At 40.0% G+C, this 17,406-nt stretch carries 18 protein-coding genes and 1 riboswitch; of the genes, 8 read left to right on the forward strand and 10 right to left on the reverse strand.

Annotated elements, in window-relative coordinates; all coding sequences use genetic code 11:
• Position 1: 1 nt before the first annotated feature.
• A complete protein-coding gene (locus tag R1T16_RS06245; RefSeq protein WP_317500237.1) occupies positions 2-1,138 on the reverse strand; it encodes an ABC transporter substrate-binding protein in 1,137 nt (378 codons plus the stop codon).
• A 53-nt stretch (positions 1,139-1,191) separates the two neighbouring features.
• Positions 1,192-1,402, forward strand: a riboswitch (cobalamin riboswitch).
• A 29-nt stretch (positions 1,403-1,431) separates the two neighbouring features.
• Here R1T16_RS06245 and R1T16_RS06250 point away from each other — a divergent pair.
• The gene (locus R1T16_RS06250; RefSeq protein WP_317500238.1) at positions 1,432-3,261 is read left to right on the forward strand and encodes a TonB-dependent receptor plug domain-containing protein; all 1,830 of its coding nucleotides are present in this window, start codon (positions 1,432-1,434) and stop codon (positions 3,259-3,261) included.
• Positions 3,262-3,264: 3 nt separating this feature from the next.
• Positions 3,265-4,311: a DUF5074 domain-containing protein gene (locus R1T16_RS06255; protein ID WP_317500239.1), complete on the forward strand. Its 1,047-nt coding sequence runs from the start codon at positions 3,265-3,267 to the stop codon at positions 4,309-4,311.
• A gap of 82 nt (positions 4,312-4,393) precedes the next feature.
• Here the strand turns inward: R1T16_RS06255 and R1T16_RS06260 are convergent, their stop codons facing one another.
• Positions 4,394-5,860 carry a S41 family peptidase gene (locus R1T16_RS06260; RefSeq protein ID WP_317500240.1) on the reverse strand — a complete coding sequence of 489 codons (1,467 nt, stop codon included), beginning with the start codon at positions 5,858-5,860 and terminating at the stop codon, positions 4,394-4,396.
• 117 nt (positions 5,861-5,977) lie between these two features.
• Between R1T16_RS06260 and R1T16_RS06265 the strand changes: the two genes are divergently transcribed.
• The 5 genes from R1T16_RS06265 to R1T16_RS06285 are packed head-to-tail and all read left to right on the forward strand — an operon-like array spanning position 5,978 to position 8,593.
• On the forward strand, positions 5,978-6,493 hold the full coding sequence (locus R1T16_RS06265) for a sigma-70 family RNA polymerase sigma factor (RefSeq protein ID WP_317500241.1): 516 nt from the start codon (positions 5,978-5,980) through the stop codon (positions 6,491-6,493).
• Complete coding sequence (locus R1T16_RS06270; protein ID WP_317500242.1) at positions 6,474-6,950, forward strand: hypothetical protein; 477 nt, start codon at positions 6,474-6,476, stop codon at positions 6,948-6,950. The genes R1T16_RS06265 and R1T16_RS06270 overlap by 20 nt, the downstream gene beginning before the upstream one ends.
• Positions 6,951-6,954: 4 nt before the next feature.
• A complete protein-coding gene (locus R1T16_RS06275) occupies positions 6,955-7,476 on the forward strand; it encodes a DUF4252 domain-containing protein (protein WP_317500243.1) in 522 nt (173 codons plus the stop codon).
• A gap of 44 nt (positions 7,477-7,520) precedes the next feature.
• On the forward strand, positions 7,521-8,048 hold the full coding sequence (locus R1T16_RS06280) for a DUF4252 domain-containing protein (RefSeq protein ID WP_317500244.1): 528 nt from the start codon (positions 7,521-7,523) through the stop codon (positions 8,046-8,048).
• Positions 8,049-8,053: 5 nt separating this feature from the next.
• On the forward strand, positions 8,054-8,593 hold the full coding sequence (locus R1T16_RS06285; protein ID WP_317500245.1) for a DUF4252 domain-containing protein: 540 nt from the start codon (positions 8,054-8,056) through the stop codon (positions 8,591-8,593).
• Between the two features lie 145 nt (positions 8,594-8,738).
• Here R1T16_RS06285 and R1T16_RS06290 read toward each other — a convergent pair whose 3' ends face one another.
• The 7 genes from R1T16_RS06290 to R1T16_RS06320 are packed head-to-tail and all read right to left on the reverse strand — an operon-like array spanning position 8,739 to position 14,504.
• Complete coding sequence (locus R1T16_RS06290) at positions 8,739-9,281, reverse strand: tetratricopeptide repeat protein (RefSeq protein WP_317500246.1); 543 nt, start codon at positions 9,279-9,281, stop codon at positions 8,739-8,741.
• Positions 9,282-9,304: 23 nt separating this feature from the next.
• Positions 9,305-10,081 (reverse strand): hypothetical protein, encoded by a 777-nt coding sequence (locus R1T16_RS06295; RefSeq protein WP_317500247.1) that lies wholly within the window; start codon positions 10,079-10,081, stop codon positions 9,305-9,307.
• 34 nt (positions 10,082-10,115) lie between these two features.
• Complete coding sequence (locus R1T16_RS06300) at positions 10,116-10,718, reverse strand: hypothetical protein (RefSeq protein WP_317500248.1); 603 nt, start codon at positions 10,716-10,718, stop codon at positions 10,116-10,118.
• Between the two features lie 42 nt (positions 10,719-10,760).
• Positions 10,761-11,207 carry a sterol desaturase family protein gene (locus R1T16_RS06305; protein WP_317500249.1) on the reverse strand — a complete coding sequence of 149 codons (447 nt, stop codon included), beginning with the start codon at positions 11,205-11,207 and terminating at the stop codon, positions 10,761-10,763.
• Positions 11,208-11,217: 10 nt separating this feature from the next.
• Complete coding sequence (locus R1T16_RS06310; RefSeq protein WP_317500250.1) at positions 11,218-12,057, reverse strand: phytoene/squalene synthase family protein; 840 nt, start codon at positions 12,055-12,057, stop codon at positions 11,218-11,220.
• Positions 12,054-13,550 carry a phytoene desaturase family protein gene (locus R1T16_RS06315; RefSeq protein WP_317500251.1) on the reverse strand — a complete coding sequence of 499 codons (1,497 nt, stop codon included), beginning with the start codon at positions 13,548-13,550 and terminating at the stop codon, positions 12,054-12,056. Before R1T16_RS06315 ends, R1T16_RS06310 begins: the two co-directional genes overlap by 4 nt.
• A 42-nt stretch (positions 13,551-13,592) precedes the next feature.
• Entirely contained in the window at positions 13,593-14,504 is a 912-nt protein-coding gene (locus R1T16_RS06320) for a MerR family transcriptional regulator (protein ID WP_317500252.1), read from the reverse strand.
• 504 nt (positions 14,505-15,008) lie between these two features.
• Here R1T16_RS06320 and typA point away from each other — a divergent pair.
• Complete coding sequence (typA, locus tag R1T16_RS06325; protein ID WP_317500253.1) at positions 15,009-16,808, forward strand: translational GTPase TypA; 1,800 nt, start codon at positions 15,009-15,011, stop codon at positions 16,806-16,808.
• A 162-nt stretch (positions 16,809-16,970) separates the two neighbouring features.
• Here the strand turns inward: typA and R1T16_RS06330 are convergent, their stop codons facing one another.
• Positions 16,971-17,381: a hypothetical protein gene (locus tag R1T16_RS06330; protein WP_317500254.1), complete on the reverse strand. Its 411-nt coding sequence runs from the start codon at positions 17,379-17,381 to the stop codon at positions 16,971-16,973.
• Between the last annotated feature and the right edge of the window lie 25 nt (positions 17,382-17,406).

The following is a 17,406-nucleotide window of genomic DNA, read 5'->3' on the forward strand; positions in this document are numbered from 1 at the left end:
GTTAGTTTAATTTTTCAAAAAAATGTTTTTCATAACCAGGCAGTAATTCAGGATGAAGAATGCTTATAAGGTCTTTAAGTACTAAATCGGGGCGGTTTGGCGCAAGCTCAAAATAGAGTATCCCGCCTGTTGGCCCTTTTTTACTGCTGTACGAATATACGTTTTTAGTTTTGAATGCTTTAAACTGTGCATAATGCGGATTGGTATCTGCCATATCCTTAAGGGTTACAAACTGCCCGGGGCCTATCCATACATCTGCATTTTCTGCCTTGTCCAGCACCGATTCAAAAGAAAGGCTCAGGCTTCCTGTGCCCTCAGTATCAGCCCAAAGATAGTTGGATTTTGCGTCTTTTAAGAATAACGCTGCCCAGCTTTTACCCTGCGGCAAATACCACTGATCCTGAAACATTGCGCCGCCTAAAACGGTTGGTTTTGTAGTCGCTTTTTGTGCGAGTGTAAGTGCCTCTTTATAGTTCTTTTCGATATTGGTAAAGAGCTTGTTGGCTTTGTCTTCCTGGTCATATAGCGCACCAAAAAATTTAATCCATTCGGCTTTGCCAAGAGGGGACTGCTCTGTCCAGTCGCCATTATAAAGTATTTTAAGTCCGCTTTTTTCAAGCGCGTTAAGCGATTTATTGTTGCTGCTTATGCTGAAGCCTACCACGGCATCGGGGGCAAGGTCTATCATCACTTCGGTATTCAGGTTTTCATTGGCACCTGCCTCAATTACCCAACCGCTGTCTATAAGTGCCCTTGTATTTTTAGACGAAATAAAATTTGTCCCCGGGAAACCTGCAAGCGTATTTTGAACTCCAAGTGCTTCCAGCGAGGGTATGTGTGTGGTAGAGGTTACAACAACGGTTTTAAGGGGCACCTGTACTGTAGTATACTGCTTAAGACTATCAGGCACAACGCCGTTTTTCTTTTGCATTACATAGGTGAATGTCTCTTTTGCATCGGGCCAGGGATTGGTAACCTTTACAACAGTATAGCCGTCGTAACGGTAGAGCTGCAGGCCTTTTGCATAGGCTATAGTATTTTTTGTTTTAGTGTGTTTTGCAGCAGCCGGCGCAGTTTCCTGTTTGCATCCGGAAATTGAGAATGCCACAAAAAAAAGAAGGTAATACAGGTTTCTCATAATAATTATTCAACAGATGCAAATGTATAAATTATATATATCAACAATAGTACTATATTTGCATCACTTAAGGTTGTGATGTTTTTTACTTTCATCACATTAAAAGGGAATCAGGTTTAACACCTGAGCTGTTCCCGCAACTGTAAGCTTTATCCCGTCATAATGGGATGGCTGTTGTAAACTACAAACCACTGGGGCTTAGCCATCGGGAAGGTAAACAACAGTACGCAAGCCAGGAGACCTGCCTTAGGAGTAACTATTAGCAAGCCTTCGGGAAAAAAGGCTTACGGATTATGAAACTGAAAAGACTCATCTTACCGTTTTTTATCTTGGTGTGCCAGTTTGCATTGGCGCAGAATGATACTATTGCCCTAAAAGAAGTTATTATATCAGACACGCAGCTTCGCGATTACTCCACATCACAGTCGGTGCTAAAGCTTACCGATTCTGTCATCAACAAAAATGCCTCATCACTTACCTCGCTGCTTAATTATAACTCTGTAGTTTACTTTAAAGAAAATGGGCTGGGCATGGTCTCTTCGCCATCGTTCAGGGGAACTACCGCACAGCAAACGGCTGTATTATGGAACGGTATCAACATCAATTCGCAGTTATTAGGGCAGACCGATTTTAATACCATCAACACCCGCGATTTTAGTTCTATCAGCGTAAAGGCAGGCGGTGGCAGCGTAATTTATGGTACAAGCGCCATAGGCGGAAGCATACACCTTAATAATGACCTTAACTTTGGCACTAAATTCACTAATACGGTGCGTGTTAATTATGGTAGTTTCAATACGCAGGGATACCACTATAAAGCAAACGTAGGTTCGGATAGATTTTCTGCATCGGTAAGCGTTACACGAAACAGTTCTGATAATAACTATGAATATGTAAACGGAAAAGGCGAAAACCTTAATGGTCAGTACTACAACAACAGCGTAAATGTTGCTGCTGCTTATAAGCTGAATGATAATAACATCCTTAAACTATACAGCTATTTCTTTGACGGCGAAAGGCATTTTTCGCTGATATTCCCGTCTGAAGTGCGTACAAAATACCAGGATACCAATACCCGCAATATGCTGGAGTGGGAGGGAACGTATGGCAAATTTACATCTAAGCTAAAAGCGGCCTATCTTCAGGAAGAGTATAAATATTTTGGCAACATTGCCAATCCAAACCATTCCTACGGTAAGGTAGAATCCATTATAGGAAAGTATGACCTCGCCTTTAACGCCGGTAAAGGATTTACGATAAATGCCGTATTTGATTTTATGCAGAACAAAGGTTTTGGCAGTGATATAGATGGTAAAAACCGACAGATAGGGGCGGGGACTTTACTTATAAAACATCAGGCGACAGGGAAATTGTCGTATGAGGCAGGCGTAAGGAAAGAAGTTACTTCTAACTACGAGAGTCCTGTACTGTTTTCGGGCGGAGCTCGCTATGCGTTTTCAAAGTTCTACACGCTTAAGCTTAATGCATCAAAAAATTTCAGGATACCTACTTTCAATGACCTGTACTGGAAAGGCGCAGGCAACCTTGACCTTAAGCCCGAATCGTCTTGGCAGGGAGAAATAGGCAATGCATTTACCTATAAAGATGTATCGCTTACCATTACCGGATATTACATAAAACTTAAAGATATGCTGCGCTGGCTTCCGGCAGGCAGTGTATGGAGGCCTGTAAATACTGACAGGGTAAGAACATACGGACTTGAAGCTATCCTGAATTATAAAAAGAAATTTGGCGATAACGAGATTGGTATAAACGGTACTTACGGTTACACAGTATCTGAAAACGAGGATACAGGTAAACAGCTTATTTATGTGCCTTATCATAAAGCAACTGCATCACTATCCTACAGTTTTAAAAAACTGGGTGCTTACTACCAGTTCCTTTATAATGGGGAAGTGTTTACCAGATCAGACAATAATTCGCTATATAATATAGACAGCTATACTGTAGGTAATGTTGGGCTGGAATACAGCTTTGGCAAAAAAGATGTGGCAACTCTTGGCATCCAGGTGCTTAATATATTTAATAAAGATTACGTGAGCGTAGCAAGCAGGCCACTGCCGGGAAGAAATTATAATGTGTATTTAACTCTAAATTTTTAATAAATGAAACTAACCAGACTATTTTTAGCTCTATTTGCAGGCTCGTTACTTTTTGTATCTTGTAGTGACGATGACAACGAAAACAACAAGCCTCAGGGAACGTATGACAATGGTACTTTTGTACTTAATGAAGGTAACAGTGACCCATCAACTGCAAGCGTAAGCTTTATTAAAGAAGATGGTACAATTGTAGCCGACATTTTTAAACTTGAAAATCCGGGTGCTACAGGTACAGGATCTTATTTACAGTCTATGTTTATGGATGATAGCAGGGTATTTATCATTTCAGGACAGGCTAATAAAATTACTATTGTAGACCGTTATTCTTTTAGAAGCATCGCTACGATTGATACCAACCTTGATAATCCAAGATATGGTGCTGTTGTAAACGGTAAAGCTTATATTACTAACTATGCAGACTATTCTACCGGCGATGACGATTTTCTTACTGTAGTTAATCTTAACGATTACACTTCTACTAAAGTTAATTTAGGTAACTGGTCTGAAAAAGTACTGGAAGAAAACGGTAAATTATACATAGCTAACGGTTACTACGGAAGTGGTACATCTGTAACTGTGTTTAATACTTCAAGCAATACAGCAGAAAAAGTTATAGAACTTGGCGATGATTCTCCTGGCTCTTTTGACGAAGAAGACGGTACGTTATATGTACTTGGTATAAGTAATATCTTCAAGATAAACCTTTCTAACAATCAGATAGCAGCTACAATTGCTTTACCAGAAAATCTTGAAGGTTCTTCTCATCTTACAGTTGAAGATGGTAAAATTTACTTTACTAACGGTACATCGGTATATTCACTTGATAAAAATGCTACAGCAGCTACACAGGTAACTAAGGTACTAACTTATACTTCTGACTCTCCGTGGGGAGCAATGTATGGCTTTAATGTAAATGATGGTAAGATTTACATAGCTGATGGCGGCGATTTTGCTTCAGACAGCAAAGCCTACACATATTCACTTTCAGGAGCGCTTCTTAACACATACACTGTAGGTGTTGGGCCAAACGGTTTCTACTTTAATGACTAATAATTGTTATAAAATAAAGGTTTAGACTCCGCTTATTTTTTAACTAAAAAGGCTTCCATTTGTAGTGGAAGCCTTTTGTTTTTTATTGAAGCAGCTTAACGAGATCCAGCGAACCTTCGGGCATTTCGTTGATGTACATTTCTGTACCAAAACGTTTCATTGTCCTGGTATCTTTAAAGCCTCTTGGCTTATTGATGGTTCCCCATCTGCCTGAAGTCCTTCCGCCTGTGCCTGTAATATTTGCAATGGCTTCTGCAAAAAGAGGTTCAGCGGCATCGCCGATAATTCCCATATTGCTTATATCTTCTTTATGTTCTATTGTTGGCACTATACCACTGCTGTACTCGCCAAAGCCTTCTTTGTTTACGGTGCGGATAACAATTGGCTGCATGGCATAGCGGTGGCTGCCGTTTACATCTTTTTTAGAGAAGGTAGGCGAGTCATACAAAGTAACCGATCCTACATTCTTGCCTACAGTTGTTTCGCCTATCTGTATTACAGAGATATAGGGCTTAAGGCAGTTGATAACCAACTCGCTTGCCGATGCTGTAGCTTCGGTAGTAATAATGTAGACCCTGCTCAAGTTAAGGTGGTTTATAGTAAATCCATTACCCAGCTTGTCTGAGAACAGGTTAGTAAGCGCTGCCGGATTCCTATCTTCATAGTAAGCCTGTAGTTTAGAGTTCCATTGCTGTTTAGCAAAAAGCTGGCCGTTAAACTGGCCTGTTATCATGCTGGCAAGGTATGTTGCCGTACTTACAGATCCGCCGCCATTGTAACGAAGGTCAAGCACAAGGTCAGTCACTCCGGCAGACGATAATTCCGCGAAAGCATTGTTAAGGTCGGCATCATAGGTATTGTAAAATCCATTATACATAAGGTAGCCTATTTTATTGCTGCCGCTTTCTACAACCTTTACGCTGTATACCGGGTTTTCGGCATACTGTGTTTTAGCCAGCGTAACATCTACACCTGTAGGCACAACTGCACCATCGGTGTAGGTGCCAAGGCTTAACGTATAAGAGCTTTGCCCTAACAATTGCTGATAATTGCTCACGGTAAGCTGTGTCCCATTTACGGCATAAAATATGTCGCCGCGCTTAATGTTTTTAGTAGCCGCATCGGTATCAGGCAATATGTAACGTACGTAGCCAAAGATATTTGTTTTGCTTTGGTCAGCATATACAAGGGCAAAGTCTACACCATTGCTGGTAGAAACGCCCTGAAGCGTATTTTCCAAAACATTAAAGTCAGAGAATATAACACTAAAACGGTCGGCGTTGGTTCCATCCGGGTATTTTCTGTACAAAAGGCTTTCAAAAAGACTTTCGGGGCCTGAGTAACCTTCTAAAAACGTATTTAGCTGTTCCTGGTTTGCAAAACGGTCGTCGGCCAGATTAGGCACATTTTCCTGCCACAAATAGTAAAGATTAAGTCCTTTCCAGATAAAATCATTAACAGGAACGGCATTATCATCCATATCTTCGCATCCCTGAAATGCAAAAGCGGCCAGTACAAGGCTCGCTAACAGTAGTTTAATCTTTTTCATTGGGCAATTTTGTTTAGTAATAAGAACGTAAATTTAATTATTTTTAATATCTGTGTAACAAAAATAGTTACTATTCGTCTTCCTTTTATAAACCAATCACAAACCAACAGGCCGATTATGAATCAGTCAGATTTCATGAAAGTCATCACTCCATTTAAAGACCGGGTATTCCGGTTGGCTAAACGGTTGCTTGTAAGCACCGAGGAGGCAGAAGATGCTACGCAGGAAGTTTTGGTAAAGCTATGGAACAACAAAGGTAAGCTTGAGTCTTACAGCAGTGTGGAAGCCTTAGCAATGACCATGACAAAAAATTACTGCCTGGACCAGTTAAAGTCTAAAAGGGCTACTGAGATGAGGATAGTGCACAGCAACTATACCGACAGGCAGGCAGGGCTTCAGCAGCAGGCCGAAGACCGCGACAGCTTAGGCTGGGTAGAAAAGATAATGGAAACACTGCCCGAACAGCAAAAACTTATTTTGCAGATGAGGGACATAGAACAATATGAATTTGAGGAGATTGCCAAAATTATGGATATGAACGAGACCGCCGTTAGGGTGGCGCTCTCAAGAGCAAGGAAAACATTAAGGGAAGAACTCACAAAAACACACAACTATGGAATTACAAACAATTGAAAGACTACTGGATAAATATTTTGACGGAGAAACCACTATTGCCGAAGAAAAGGATTTAAAGCTTTACTTCTCTTCACCGGGTGTGGCGCCGCAACTGGAGCAATACAGGCCTTTGTTTGGGTATTTATCAAGCCAGGAAGAACAACGATTTGACAAACCGCTGCCACTTAAAACACCAAAACGTTATGGTGCATGGCTGTCGGTGGCGGCAAGTGTTGCGCTCCTTGGCGGAATGCTTACACTATATAACTCGCAGCAGCCATCGCAGACTGACGACCTTGGCACTTTCAGCAGTCCTGAAGAAGCCTACCAGGAAACCCAGAAAGCGCTTAACATGCTGTCTAATAATGTAAACGTGGGTGTGGGCAGTGTGCACTATGTTGCAAAAGAATACGATAAATCAACAAAAGTTATTTTTAAAGAATCACAATCAAAAAAAGTAAAATCAAAAAAATAAAGTCATGAAAAAATTCATAACAACCGTAGTACTTGCCGCTTTGCCATTCATTGGCTTTGCACAAACCAATGCTTTCAGCAAATTTGAAGATGTAGACGGCATAGAAAGCATAAGCATCAATAAAGAGATGTTCAAGATGTTCAGCAGCCTTGAAGATTCGGCTAAAGACGAGAAAACAAAAAGCTATCTTGACCTTGCCGGCGATGTGGAAAGCGTTAAGGTATACACCACTTTAGAGAAAAAATACAAGAAACAGCTTAAGGATGCTGCAGCAGACTACCTTAAAGTAAACCCGCTTCAGGAGCTTGTAAGCATTACCGATAAAGGTTCTAAGATCAAGGTATATGTAAAACAGGGCAGCGAAGAGTCTATCATTAAAGAAGGCCTTATATTTATAGACAACGACGATAAGAAAGAGGCAGCGGTGCTGGTATCGTTTACAGGAAATATTAATCTTAAAGACCTTCAGGATATTAAAGATTTTAAAGGCTTTAAAGGAAACAAGGGCGAAAAAGGCGCTAAATAATACACGCAAAACAGAAACAAAGTAATACACAACAAACAACGAAAATGAAAAAGTTTATAATCACATTACTATTGGCAGTTTTACCGGCACTTATATTTGCCCAGGCTAATACAGTGTTTGACAAATTTGAACGGGATGGCGTAGATGCGGTAATAGTGAACAAAAAGATGTTCGAGCTGATGGGCAACATAAAAATGGACCCAAAGGACAAATCGGCCAAGCCGTACCTGGATCTTATCAAGAAACTTGATAAACTGAAGGTGTTCAGTACCACAAACGGAAAGGTGGTAAACGAAATGAAGAGCACGGTAACCGGCTACCTGAAATCTAACCCGCTTGAAGAGCTTATGCGCATCAACGAGGGTGGCAAGACCATCAAGATCTATGTAAAGAGCGGTGCAAAGGCATCTCAGGTTAAGGAAATGCTTATGTTCATTGAAGGCGGTGGCGCTAAAGACAGCACAGTGCTGATGTCGCTTACCGGTAACTTTGACCTTAGCGAAATATCGTTCCTTACAGACCGCATGAACCTGCCGGGCGGTGCTGCACTTAAACAGGCATCTAAAAAATAATGACCATGAAACGTAATTTATATCTGTTAGGGCTGCTGATGCTGGTATTGGTGTCGTGCGACCAGAAACCGTCACTGCAAAAATATTTTGTAGAAAAAAGCCAGGCTAAAAACTTTATGGCCGTAGATATAGGCACCGGATTCCTTAAGAACGAGGGACTTAAATTTACCGATGAAGAAACCAAGGCACTTGAATCCATGCAAAAGCTTAACATCCTTATCTTTAAAAGGAATGAAAAGAATGGTGCTGACTATGATGCTCAAAAGGCAGAAGTGAACACACTTTTAAAATCAGACAACTATGATGAGCTGATGAAAATGAGCCTTGGCGGCGGCGGTTTTTCGGTAAATACAAAAGGGGAGGGCGAACACTTAGATGAGTTTGTGCTTTTCCTTAACAACAAAGATACCGGCTTTGGCGTAATACGCGTACTGGGCGACGATATGACCCCTAAGAATGTTATGACGCTGGTAGGGTTGCTGCAAAAGTCTAACCTTAACAATGCACAGCTTAAGCCGATAATGGATATGATGCGACAAAAATAAAATTGAGTGAGTTAGTTAAGATAAATCCCCATCATGTAACTGTTGGGGATTTTTTGTTGGTTAAATGCGTGTTGTCTGTCGACCGGAATGCAATGGAGTTGAGATTCAAGCAATAAGCCAACTGGCGAAGCAGTCTCTGTGGGTATTATTTTTTCAATCCATTATTTGCCTGTATGTAAAGTCTCTCTAATACTAACTTATCTCTTTCTATTTCATTACCGCAAGTGTAAAATTTGTGATGTTTTTTGCTTTCATCAAGATAGTCAATCGCCTGAGAATAATTTTTCTCTTCAATTGCAATGGTAGCGAGTTTTACTAAAGCCTGATTCTTGTAAGAGTCGTTATTTAGAAGGGATAAAATTTTTGTAAAGCTTTCCTTAGCTTCTGATTTTGATTTGTACCAAAACTCAATCATTCCTTTTTGGTAGAGTGCGTCGGCGTAGTAGTCAGAATCAGGATATTCTTTTACCAGTTTGTTATAATATTCAAAAGCTTTCAAATTAAGTTCTTTGACCGTAGCCGCAGCTTTTTCTTTTACTTTTCCCTTTCCTGAAATATAGTTGTGTTGTAATTCAGTGTGATAAGTTGCTTCCTGTAAAGCCTGTGCGCTGTTATAAAGCGCAACGTCGTTAGAAACTTCCTGTGAAAATGCTGGAGCCGCTAAAAAGAGTAGGAAAAGAAATTTCATAATTTTAATTGGTATCGAGTATACTAAATTGGGAATTCACGAATTTTAGTACTGTCAAGTGCAATCCATTGATTTTCCTGGTTAATATATTTTATATCAAATTTTTCGGTTTTTATTATTTGAGTTTTGCCATCCTCATCTTCTTTAATTTGTTCATTTTTATAATGCATAGTTACGGTATCGTTTTTGATTTCCATTATTGAAGTAAGCTGGCATGAGGTTTCTAAGCTTGGACACCATCCTGAAAAGATAAAACTGTAAATACCTGAATTCTGCGGTGTGATAGCTTTGAAAAGATGAGTGCTTTCAGAGCAATAGGCAGAACCGGTAGAACATGTTGATAAACTAAAATAGGAGCCATATTTTCTGAAGCCTTCATATTTATTAATCCAGCAGCAAAAGTACATTCCGCTAAAGTAGCCTTCACTTCTTAAAACCTTTCCCGATTTATCTAACTCAGTTAAAACCTTGACTGCGGGTCTGTCAGTATGTATTATATCTTCTATACAGGCCAGATAATTTCCATTTTTTAACTTGTAAAATTTACCAATAGTATCGGTCAATTTGATGTCAGCCGCATTGAGATCAACAGAATCTCTAACTTTAGGATCTTTATTTGAATAGTATTCATAGCCAGCCTGAGCAAGTATATCAATTGCCTGTTTTTTTAGAATGTAGCCTGAATCGGCTTCAAAGCCGTATTCTTTTTCTGCAGCCGTCTTGAGAGTAGCATTGGTGTTGCATTGATAAAATAGCCCAACGATTAATAATGCTAAGATATAAGTAAGTAATGGTTTCATATTTACCGGTTAATGAGGTAAATATACTAAAGTATCAATTATATCCGATTGTAGAGATAAGGTAAATAAAGTTCTTTAGTTCGGCATATTTATCATCAAATTCTTCTTTGGTAAGCACTCCCATGTTCTTAAGCCATTTCAGGTTTTTAAGCTGATCTTCATAGTTAAGATCCTTATCTAAAAAAGCATAATTCTCTTTAAGATAAGTGTTTCGGGCTTCTATAAGGCTGTCGTAAAATTCAAACGTAGTTTCGGCATCCGGCTTGCTTTTGTGTATGAGTACCGGAGCGTGGTTAAGCAGGATAATTTTCCATAAGTCCTGTCGGTTAAAGATATAGGCACCCATTAGAAAAAGAGAAACTACAGAAAACCCTATGATCATATCCGGCGTAGCACTGTCTTTTCCTCCCTCAATGTATGACCATACACTTGAGAGTGCGACCAAAAAGAACAGCCCTGAACTGGCCAGGAAACCTAATTCGGTCTTTTTAAAGGATACTTTTTGATTGCTGAGGTTTTCAAACGGAATGATGACCTCTGTCTCATTGCCAAATTTTGACTGCTTGTATGAGAATCCCGTACCGTGTATTACCAGCTCTTTTTTAGTAAATATGGTTGTTTGTATCAGGCGGTCCATTGCAAGGTTTTTTTGGAAAGGTACAAAAAATGCGACTTTGGCTTAGCTATTTTTCCAATATTTATATGGAAAAAGGAGCATCCCGAAGCATTCGCCGTGCTCTTTATTAATGTGCTTATGGTGCATCTTATGGGCACGTCGTACAGCTTTTCCATAGCGGCTTTCAGCTTTCCTAAAAATTTTAAAACGCTGGTGGATAAAGATATCGTGTACTAAAAAGTAGGTAAGGCCATACGCGAAAATACCAAGCCCTATTGCAAGCCCAATTTCAAGTATATCGTACCGCCACAGCAGGAAAAACCCAATGCTGATAAGTGCATAAAAGATAAAAAAGGTATCATTACGCTCAAACCAGGAGTCATGGTCCTTACGGTGATGATCGGCGTGCAGGTGCCATAAAAAGCCGTGCATCACATATTTATGCGTAAACCACGCCATAAATTCCATGATGAAAAAAGTGAGTACAAAAACCAGTATATACAACCACATAATGTTTCGTTTAAATAATGTTCAGTCGGTAATCGAGGTAGCATTTGGCTAAAAGGCCAAACTTCTCATAATCAGGTACGCGGATGCGGGTTGCGCGTATCTGCAGGGGAGGGGTGTTTTTCAGCTTCTTCAGCAGTTTTTTATAGTACACATAAGCAGTATATACGCCAAACTTCGCCTCAGCAGGCAGTCGGACAATGCCCTTGTAACCCTCGGCAAGATCGGCTTCTATCTCTTCAATGATATGCGCTTTTGTAGCATCATCCATTTCTTTAAGGTTCAGTGTAGGGAAGTAGTTGCGCTCAAGGTCTTCGGTATCGGCTTTAAGGTCACGTAAAAAGTTAATCTTCTGGAATGCAGAGCCTAGCCGCATTGCAGACGGCTTAAGTTCTTCATATTTATCCGTGTCACTTCCTGTAAATACCTTTAGGCACATAAGACCCACTACATCGGCGCTGCCGTAAATGTATTCGTTATATTCCTCAAACGAGGCATAATCTTTTTTTACCAGGTCCTGCTTCATGCTTTTCATGAAAGCACCTGTTAAACTGCTGTCTATATTGTATTTAATAGCGGTATGCTGAAACGCGTTCAATACAGGGTTAAGGCTTATTTTGTCGTTAAGCGCTTTTGCCAGGTCGTTTTCAAACAGGGTAAAAAGCTGCTCTTTATCGTAGTCATGAAAGGAATCCACGATCTCATCGGCAAACCTTACAAAACCATAAATGTTGTATATGTCCTGCCTTATGGATGGGGCAAGCATACGCACAGCAGAGGAGAATGACGTGCTGTAGGCACGGGTTACATTCCTGCTGCAATCGAACGAGATCTTATCAAAAATAGCTTTCATATAGGTTGCTTTTGGGGTGGTTCAGCATTTTTAGGGGTATGTTTTTCTATCAGTCCGGCAACGAGTTTCCCTGATATCAAGGCAGGTGGAACACCGGGTCCGGGTACTGTAAGCTGGCCTGTAAAGTAAAGGTTCTTTACCTTGGGGCTTTTAAGCTTAGGTCGCAAAAAGGCAGTTTGCATCAGGGTGTTAGCCAGTCCGTAGGCATTGCCTTTGTATGAGTTATAGTCATTTACAAAATCATTCAGGCAGAAGGATTCCTTAAATATAATATTTTTTCTAACATCCTGATCGGTAAGTTTTTCAAGTCGCGTAATTATTTTTTCAAAGTACTTTTCGCGAAGTTCAGGAGTGTCTTCAATACCAGGTGCCAGCGGTATCAGGAATATACCTGCTTCTTTACCTTCAGGAGCTGCCGAAGCATCTGTCTTAGACGGGAAACTGGCATAAAACAAAGGGTTTTCGGGCCATTTTGGGTTGTCGTAAATTTCTTTGGCATGCAGGTCAAAATCGGTATCAAAGAAAAGAGTATGATGCTCTGTGTTAGCTATTTTCTTGTCGAAACCTACGTAAAACAGCAGGGAAGAAGGGGCAAAGGTCTTTTTATCCCAATATTTCTCAGAGTACTTACGGTACTGATTATCAAGTAGTGTTTCGGTATGGTGGTAATCGGCGCCGCTTACAATTATTTCAGCTTCAATAGATTGGCCTTTAATCATTACAGCTTTAGCTATACTATTGTCTACCAGAATTTTAGATACGTTTGCATCGGTCACTATTTTAACGCCCAGTTCTCTAGCCAGCGTTTCCATAGCCAAAACTACACTATACATGCCATTTTCGGGGTGCCATGTGCCAAGGCCAAAGTCGGCGAAGTTCATGAAACTATAGAAAGATGGTGTGTCTGAGGGTTTTGCGCCTAAAAACAGCACGGGAAATTCAAGAATAGACACCAGTCTTTTGTTTTTAAAACGTTTCCTGATATCCTTTGAGATGTTACCGAAGAACTGACCTACTTTGGTCATTGTCTGTGTGGTAACCAGTTCAAAAACAGACTCTCCAGGTCTGTAAACCAACTCTTTTATGGCTATATCGTAGTTGCTTTTTGCTTCGTCTATAAACTCTTTGAGCTGTGCACCACTGCCTTTTTCGATAGATTCGAAGGTTTGGGCTATAACATCCAGATTATCAGCTATTGTAACAAAGTCGAGTGTGTCAAAATAGACACTGTAGGCAGGTGATAATTTCTTAAGATTGTAGTAATCAGAGGGTTTCTTGCCAAAATCGGCAAAGAAGCGTTCAAATACATCAGGCATCCAATACCAGGTTGGGCCAATGTCAAAAGTGAAGCCTTCTTTTTTAAGCTGTCGGGCACGTCCTCCGACGGTAGCATTTTTTTCGTAAATTGTAACGTCATAACCTTGCTGCGCTAAGTAGCAACTTGCTGATAGTGAGGAAATTCCGCTGCCTAATATAATGATTCTCTGTTTCATGTTTAACAAATATAGCAATTTGTTAAACAAAAAGTACTAAATCTATGTTAACTGTAGGTGATCTGCAAAGCCTGTAATAGATTCAAACACCTTTATTGTGTCGTCCAGCAGCGCTGCAGGGATATACTGTATGTTACGCCCGAATATATAAAGTTTAGATTCGCCGTCATCCAGTATTTCTTCTTTTGCGCTTTTTATATAGCGGTTCATTTCTTCGGCATACGGGTGCGAAGTTATGTAAGTAACAAAGGTTATGTTGTCAAAATAATTCTTCACATCCTTTACAAAATGCAGCGGCATGCTTTCGCCAATGTATATGGTTCTGTATCCATTTAAAAGCAGTTCGTAGTTGATGAACATAAGGCCTATTTCGTGGATCTCATTTTCGGGCAGGTAAAGGGCAAAAACCCTATCAGTCTTTGTGGGCGGAAGCAGCTGCAGTTTTTCAGAATTAGCAGCTACCTTTTGTTTAATGAGCGAACTTATAAAGTGCTCATGTGCAGGAGATATTGTTCCTGTTTGCCATAACATCCCGATCTCTTCCAGCAAGGGTAAAAAGTACTCGTAAAATATAGCCCTAAAGGTGTTTTCTGCCTGAAGCGTATTGTAAGTTGCAGCAAACAAAGGCAGGTCAAAATTCATCATGGCCAGCTTAAAATTATTCAGCACATAGTTGTTCATGCTTTTGTTTGAAAGCACCTCCTTAACCAGTGCAGGAATGCTTTCTTCGGGCATTTTTGCAATGGCTGAGATTTTGTAGCCAAAGGAATTCAGGGTGCTTACATTAAGCAGTTTTTGAAGGTTGTGGGCGTCATAGTAACGTATATTGCTGTCGGTACGCATGGGTTCCAGTATGGCATACCTTTTCTCCCATATACGTATAGTATGTGCCTTGATCCCTGAGAGGTTTTCAAGGTCTTTAATAGTAAATACGTTCTTTATTTTGTTTGACATTTGATTTAAAAAGGTTAAACAAATATAAGTAAAAGTTATGGTTAATGTTACGTTTCGTGTATCGCAAATGCACATTTTGGCTTAAAATTGGCTTTTTGCAGGTGTTTGATAATTAGCGCTTTGCGGTTAATGTTGCGCTTTTGGTTTTTTATGAGTTTTTAGAATTTCAGAGGTACAACTGAAGATTTAGATTAAGCGGGATTTTTTCTTTTTTTGGTGTTGCTTATAAACTTTGTAATGCTGCAACTTCCAAACGTTGCCATTCCCTGCGAAAAATAAAATTAAATTTTCATCAACAACTTTAAGAAATCTTTTCCTAAAGAAACTGTATTCTCTTCATTTTAAAGGCTTTTAACTGCTTTATTCGCAATTAATACGGCAATTGGCGCATAACTTTCAACCGCAAGTGTAAAAACTTATAGGAATAAAAGCTAACTTGCTCATAGCTAATGTTTTTTTTATCAAAATAATGTGTACCTTTGCACCCTTAAAAACAATATATTAATGGAGTCCATTAGAAACATTGCAATCATTGCCCACGTTGACCACGGTAAGACTACACTGGTTGACAAAATCATGTACCACTGCCAGCTGTTCCGTGACAACGAGAACACGGGAGACCTTATCCTGGACAACAACGACCTTGAGCGTGAAAGAGGTATTACAATTACTTCTAAAAACGTTTCGGTTCAGTATAAAGGAACTAAAATCAACATTATAGATACCCCTGGTCACGCCGATTTTGGTGGTGAGGTTGAGCGTGTACTTAACATGGCCGACGGTGTACTACTGTTAGTTGATGCCTTTGAAGGGCCAATGCCGCAGACACGTTTTGTGCTTCAAAAAGCTATCGACCTAGGTCTTAAGCCATGTGTTGTTGTAAACAAGGTAGATAAAGAAAACTGTACTCCGGAAGAAGTACACGAAAAAGTATTCGACCTTATGTTTGAACTTGGTGCTGAAGAGTGGCAACTTGACTTCCCTACAGTATACGGTTCTGCAAAAAACAACTGGATGTCTACAGACTTCAGGAACCAGACTGAAAACATTGAGCCGCTTCTTGATATGGTACTTGAGCACATTCCTGCTCCTAAGGTATCTGAAGGTACGCCTCAAATGCTTATCACTTCTCTTGACTTCTCAGCGTTTACAGGACGTATCGCTATCGGTCGTTTAGAAAGAGGTGTTTTAAAAGAAAACATGCCTATCTCTCTTGTAAAAAGAGATGGTACAGTTATAAAATCAAGGATTAAGGAACTACACACTTTTGAAGGCCTTGGCCGTAAAAAAGTACTTGAAGTTGTTGCAGGAGATATCTGTGCAATTATCGGTATTGAAGGTTTTGAAATTGGTGATACTATCGCAGACTTTGAAAATCCTGAAGCATTACAGACAATTGCTATTGACGAACCTACAATGAGTATGTTGTTCACGATCAACGATTCACCTTTCTTTGGTAAAGAAGGTAAATTTGTAACGTCACGCCACATCAGGGACCGTCTGACCAAAGAATTAGAGAAAAACTTAGCTATGAAGCTTGGTGAAACTGATTCTGCTGATAAATTCATGGTTTTCGGCCGTGGTGTACTTCACTTATCTGTTCTTATCGAAACAATGAGAAGAGAAGGTTACGAACTACAAATTGGTCAGCCACAGGTTATCATCAAAGAAATTGACGGTAAAAAATGTGAGCCGATTGAAGAATTAACTATCGACTTACCGGAAAACCTTTCTGGCCGTGCTGTTGAATTCGTAACGATCCGTAAAGGTGAATTACTTTCAATGGAAGCTAAAGGAGAGCGTATGATAGTTAAATTCAACATCCCATCACGTGGTATCATCGGTTTAAGAAACCTATTGCTTACAGCTACTGCAGGTGAAGCTATCATGTCTCACCGTTACATTGGGTACGAACCTTTCAAAGGTGAGATCCCTGGCCGTAACAATGGTTCATTAATATCTATGGAAAACGGTAAGGCTATCCCTTACTCTATCGATAAACTACAGGATCGTGGTAAATTCTTCGTTAGCGCTAACGACGAGATCTACGAAGGCCAGGTTATCGGAGAAAACAGCCGTAGTGATGATATGGTTGTTAACGTTACCAAGATGAAAAAACAATCTAACGTACGTTCTTCAGGAAATGATGAAAAGGCAAGGATCATCCCTCCGATCATCTTCTCTCTAGAGGAAGCGTTAGAGTACATCCAGAAAGATGAGTACGTAGAAGTAACGCCAAAAAGCTTACGTGTACGTAAAATCTACCTGACTGAAACTGACAGGAAACGTTTTAAAATATCGTAAATAGTTGATAGTTGTCGGTTGACAGTTGTCAGATTTATATACAAAAAGCTCCCCGCAAATTGCAGGGAGCTTTTTTAGTTTATACGGTTCTGTTATTTTGACCAAAGCGATAGCGAAATGGAAAATCTCCCTGCTAAATAAATTTAACAGATAAATGAAAGTTTACTTTGCCGTTCTAACAGACCTATCTGTTTTAGCGTCTTCTTTAAACGCTTTCAGATTTGATTTTTTAAGTCCTAATCCTTTCCAAAAGTCCGGTGGGAATTTCATGCTGTCCGGTTTGCCTATCCAGCCATTGGTGAGGTTTAGCTCATAGCCGTTATCCAGTTTTTTATAAGCTGTAGAACTTATGGCAATTTTATCCCAGTCTCCAATAAAATCAAGGCTGTCTAACGAGGATGGATAGTCACCATGCCTTACCTTATACAATTCAATAAGTGATATGGTGGTCTTAAAATGCTGGTCGCCAAATTGCTGGTTTGCCTGTTCCTGCATTTCTTTCATTTTACCGGTACAGCTGCAAAGTGCTATCACCGGTACAAGAATGAGGGCTGTAAGTAAAGATTTCTTCATTTATGAGGTGTTAGGATGCTAAAAT

It is taken from the genome of Flavobacterium sp. DG1-102-2 (assembly GCF_033042555.1).
Taxonomy (GTDB): domain Bacteria; phylum Bacteroidota; class Bacteroidia; order Flavobacteriales; family Flavobacteriaceae; genus Flavobacterium.

What these genes read in the sequence shown, in the direction of transcription:
- R1T16_RS06245 (WP_317500237.1), bottom strand. Translation starts at nt 1,138, where the DNA reads ATGAGAAACCTGTATTACCTTCTTTTTTTTGTGGCATTCTCAATTTCC.
- R1T16_RS06250 (WP_317500238.1), top strand. Translation starts at nt 1,432, where the DNA reads ATGAAACTGAAAAGACTCATCTTACCGTTTTTTATCTTGGTGTGCCAG.
- R1T16_RS06255 (WP_317500239.1), top strand. Translation starts at nt 3,265, where the DNA reads ATGAAACTAACCAGACTATTTTTAGCTCTATTTGCAGGCTCGTTACTT.
- R1T16_RS06260 (WP_317500240.1), bottom strand. Translation starts at nt 5,860, where the DNA reads ATGAAAAAGATTAAACTACTGTTAGCGAGCCTTGTACTGGCCGCTTTT.
- R1T16_RS06265 (WP_317500241.1), top strand. Translation starts at nt 5,978, where the DNA reads ATGAATCAGTCAGATTTCATGAAAGTCATCACTCCATTTAAAGACCGG.
- R1T16_RS06270 (WP_317500242.1), top strand. Translation starts at nt 6,474, where the DNA reads ATGGAATTACAAACAATTGAAAGACTACTGGATAAATATTTTGACGGA.
- R1T16_RS06275 (WP_317500243.1), top strand. Translation starts at nt 6,955, where the DNA reads ATGAAAAAATTCATAACAACCGTAGTACTTGCCGCTTTGCCATTCATT.
- R1T16_RS06280 (WP_317500244.1), top strand. Translation starts at nt 7,521, where the DNA reads ATGAAAAAGTTTATAATCACATTACTATTGGCAGTTTTACCGGCACTT.
- R1T16_RS06285 (WP_317500245.1), top strand. Translation starts at nt 8,054, where the DNA reads ATGAAACGTAATTTATATCTGTTAGGGCTGCTGATGCTGGTATTGGTG.
- R1T16_RS06290 (WP_317500246.1), bottom strand. Translation starts at nt 9,281, where the DNA reads ATGAAATTTCTTTTCCTACTCTTTTTAGCGGCTCCAGCATTTTCACAG.
- R1T16_RS06295 (WP_317500247.1), bottom strand. Translation starts at nt 10,081, where the DNA reads ATGAAACCATTACTTACTTATATCTTAGCATTATTAATCGTTGGGCTA.
- R1T16_RS06300 (WP_317500248.1), bottom strand. Translation starts at nt 10,718, where the DNA reads ATGGACCGCCTGATACAAACAACCATATTTACTAAAAAAGAGCTGGTA.
- R1T16_RS06305 (WP_317500249.1), bottom strand. Translation starts at nt 11,207, where the DNA reads ATGTGGTTGTATATACTGGTTTTTGTACTCACTTTTTTCATCATGGAA.
- R1T16_RS06310 (WP_317500250.1), bottom strand. Translation starts at nt 12,057, where the DNA reads ATGAAAGCTATTTTTGATAAGATCTCGTTCGATTGCAGCAGGAATGTA.
- R1T16_RS06315 (WP_317500251.1), bottom strand. Translation starts at nt 13,550, where the DNA reads ATGAAACAGAGAATCATTATATTAGGCAGCGGAATTTCCTCACTATCA.
- R1T16_RS06320 (WP_317500252.1), bottom strand. Translation starts at nt 14,504, where the DNA reads ATGTCAAACAAAATAAAGAACGTATTTACTATTAAAGACCTTGAAAAC.
- typA (WP_317500253.1), top strand. Translation starts at nt 15,009, where the DNA reads ATGGAGTCCATTAGAAACATTGCAATCATTGCCCACGTTGACCACGGT.
- R1T16_RS06330 (WP_317500254.1), bottom strand. Translation starts at nt 17,381, where the DNA reads ATGAAGAAATCTTTACTTACAGCCCTCATTCTTGTACCGGTGATAGCA.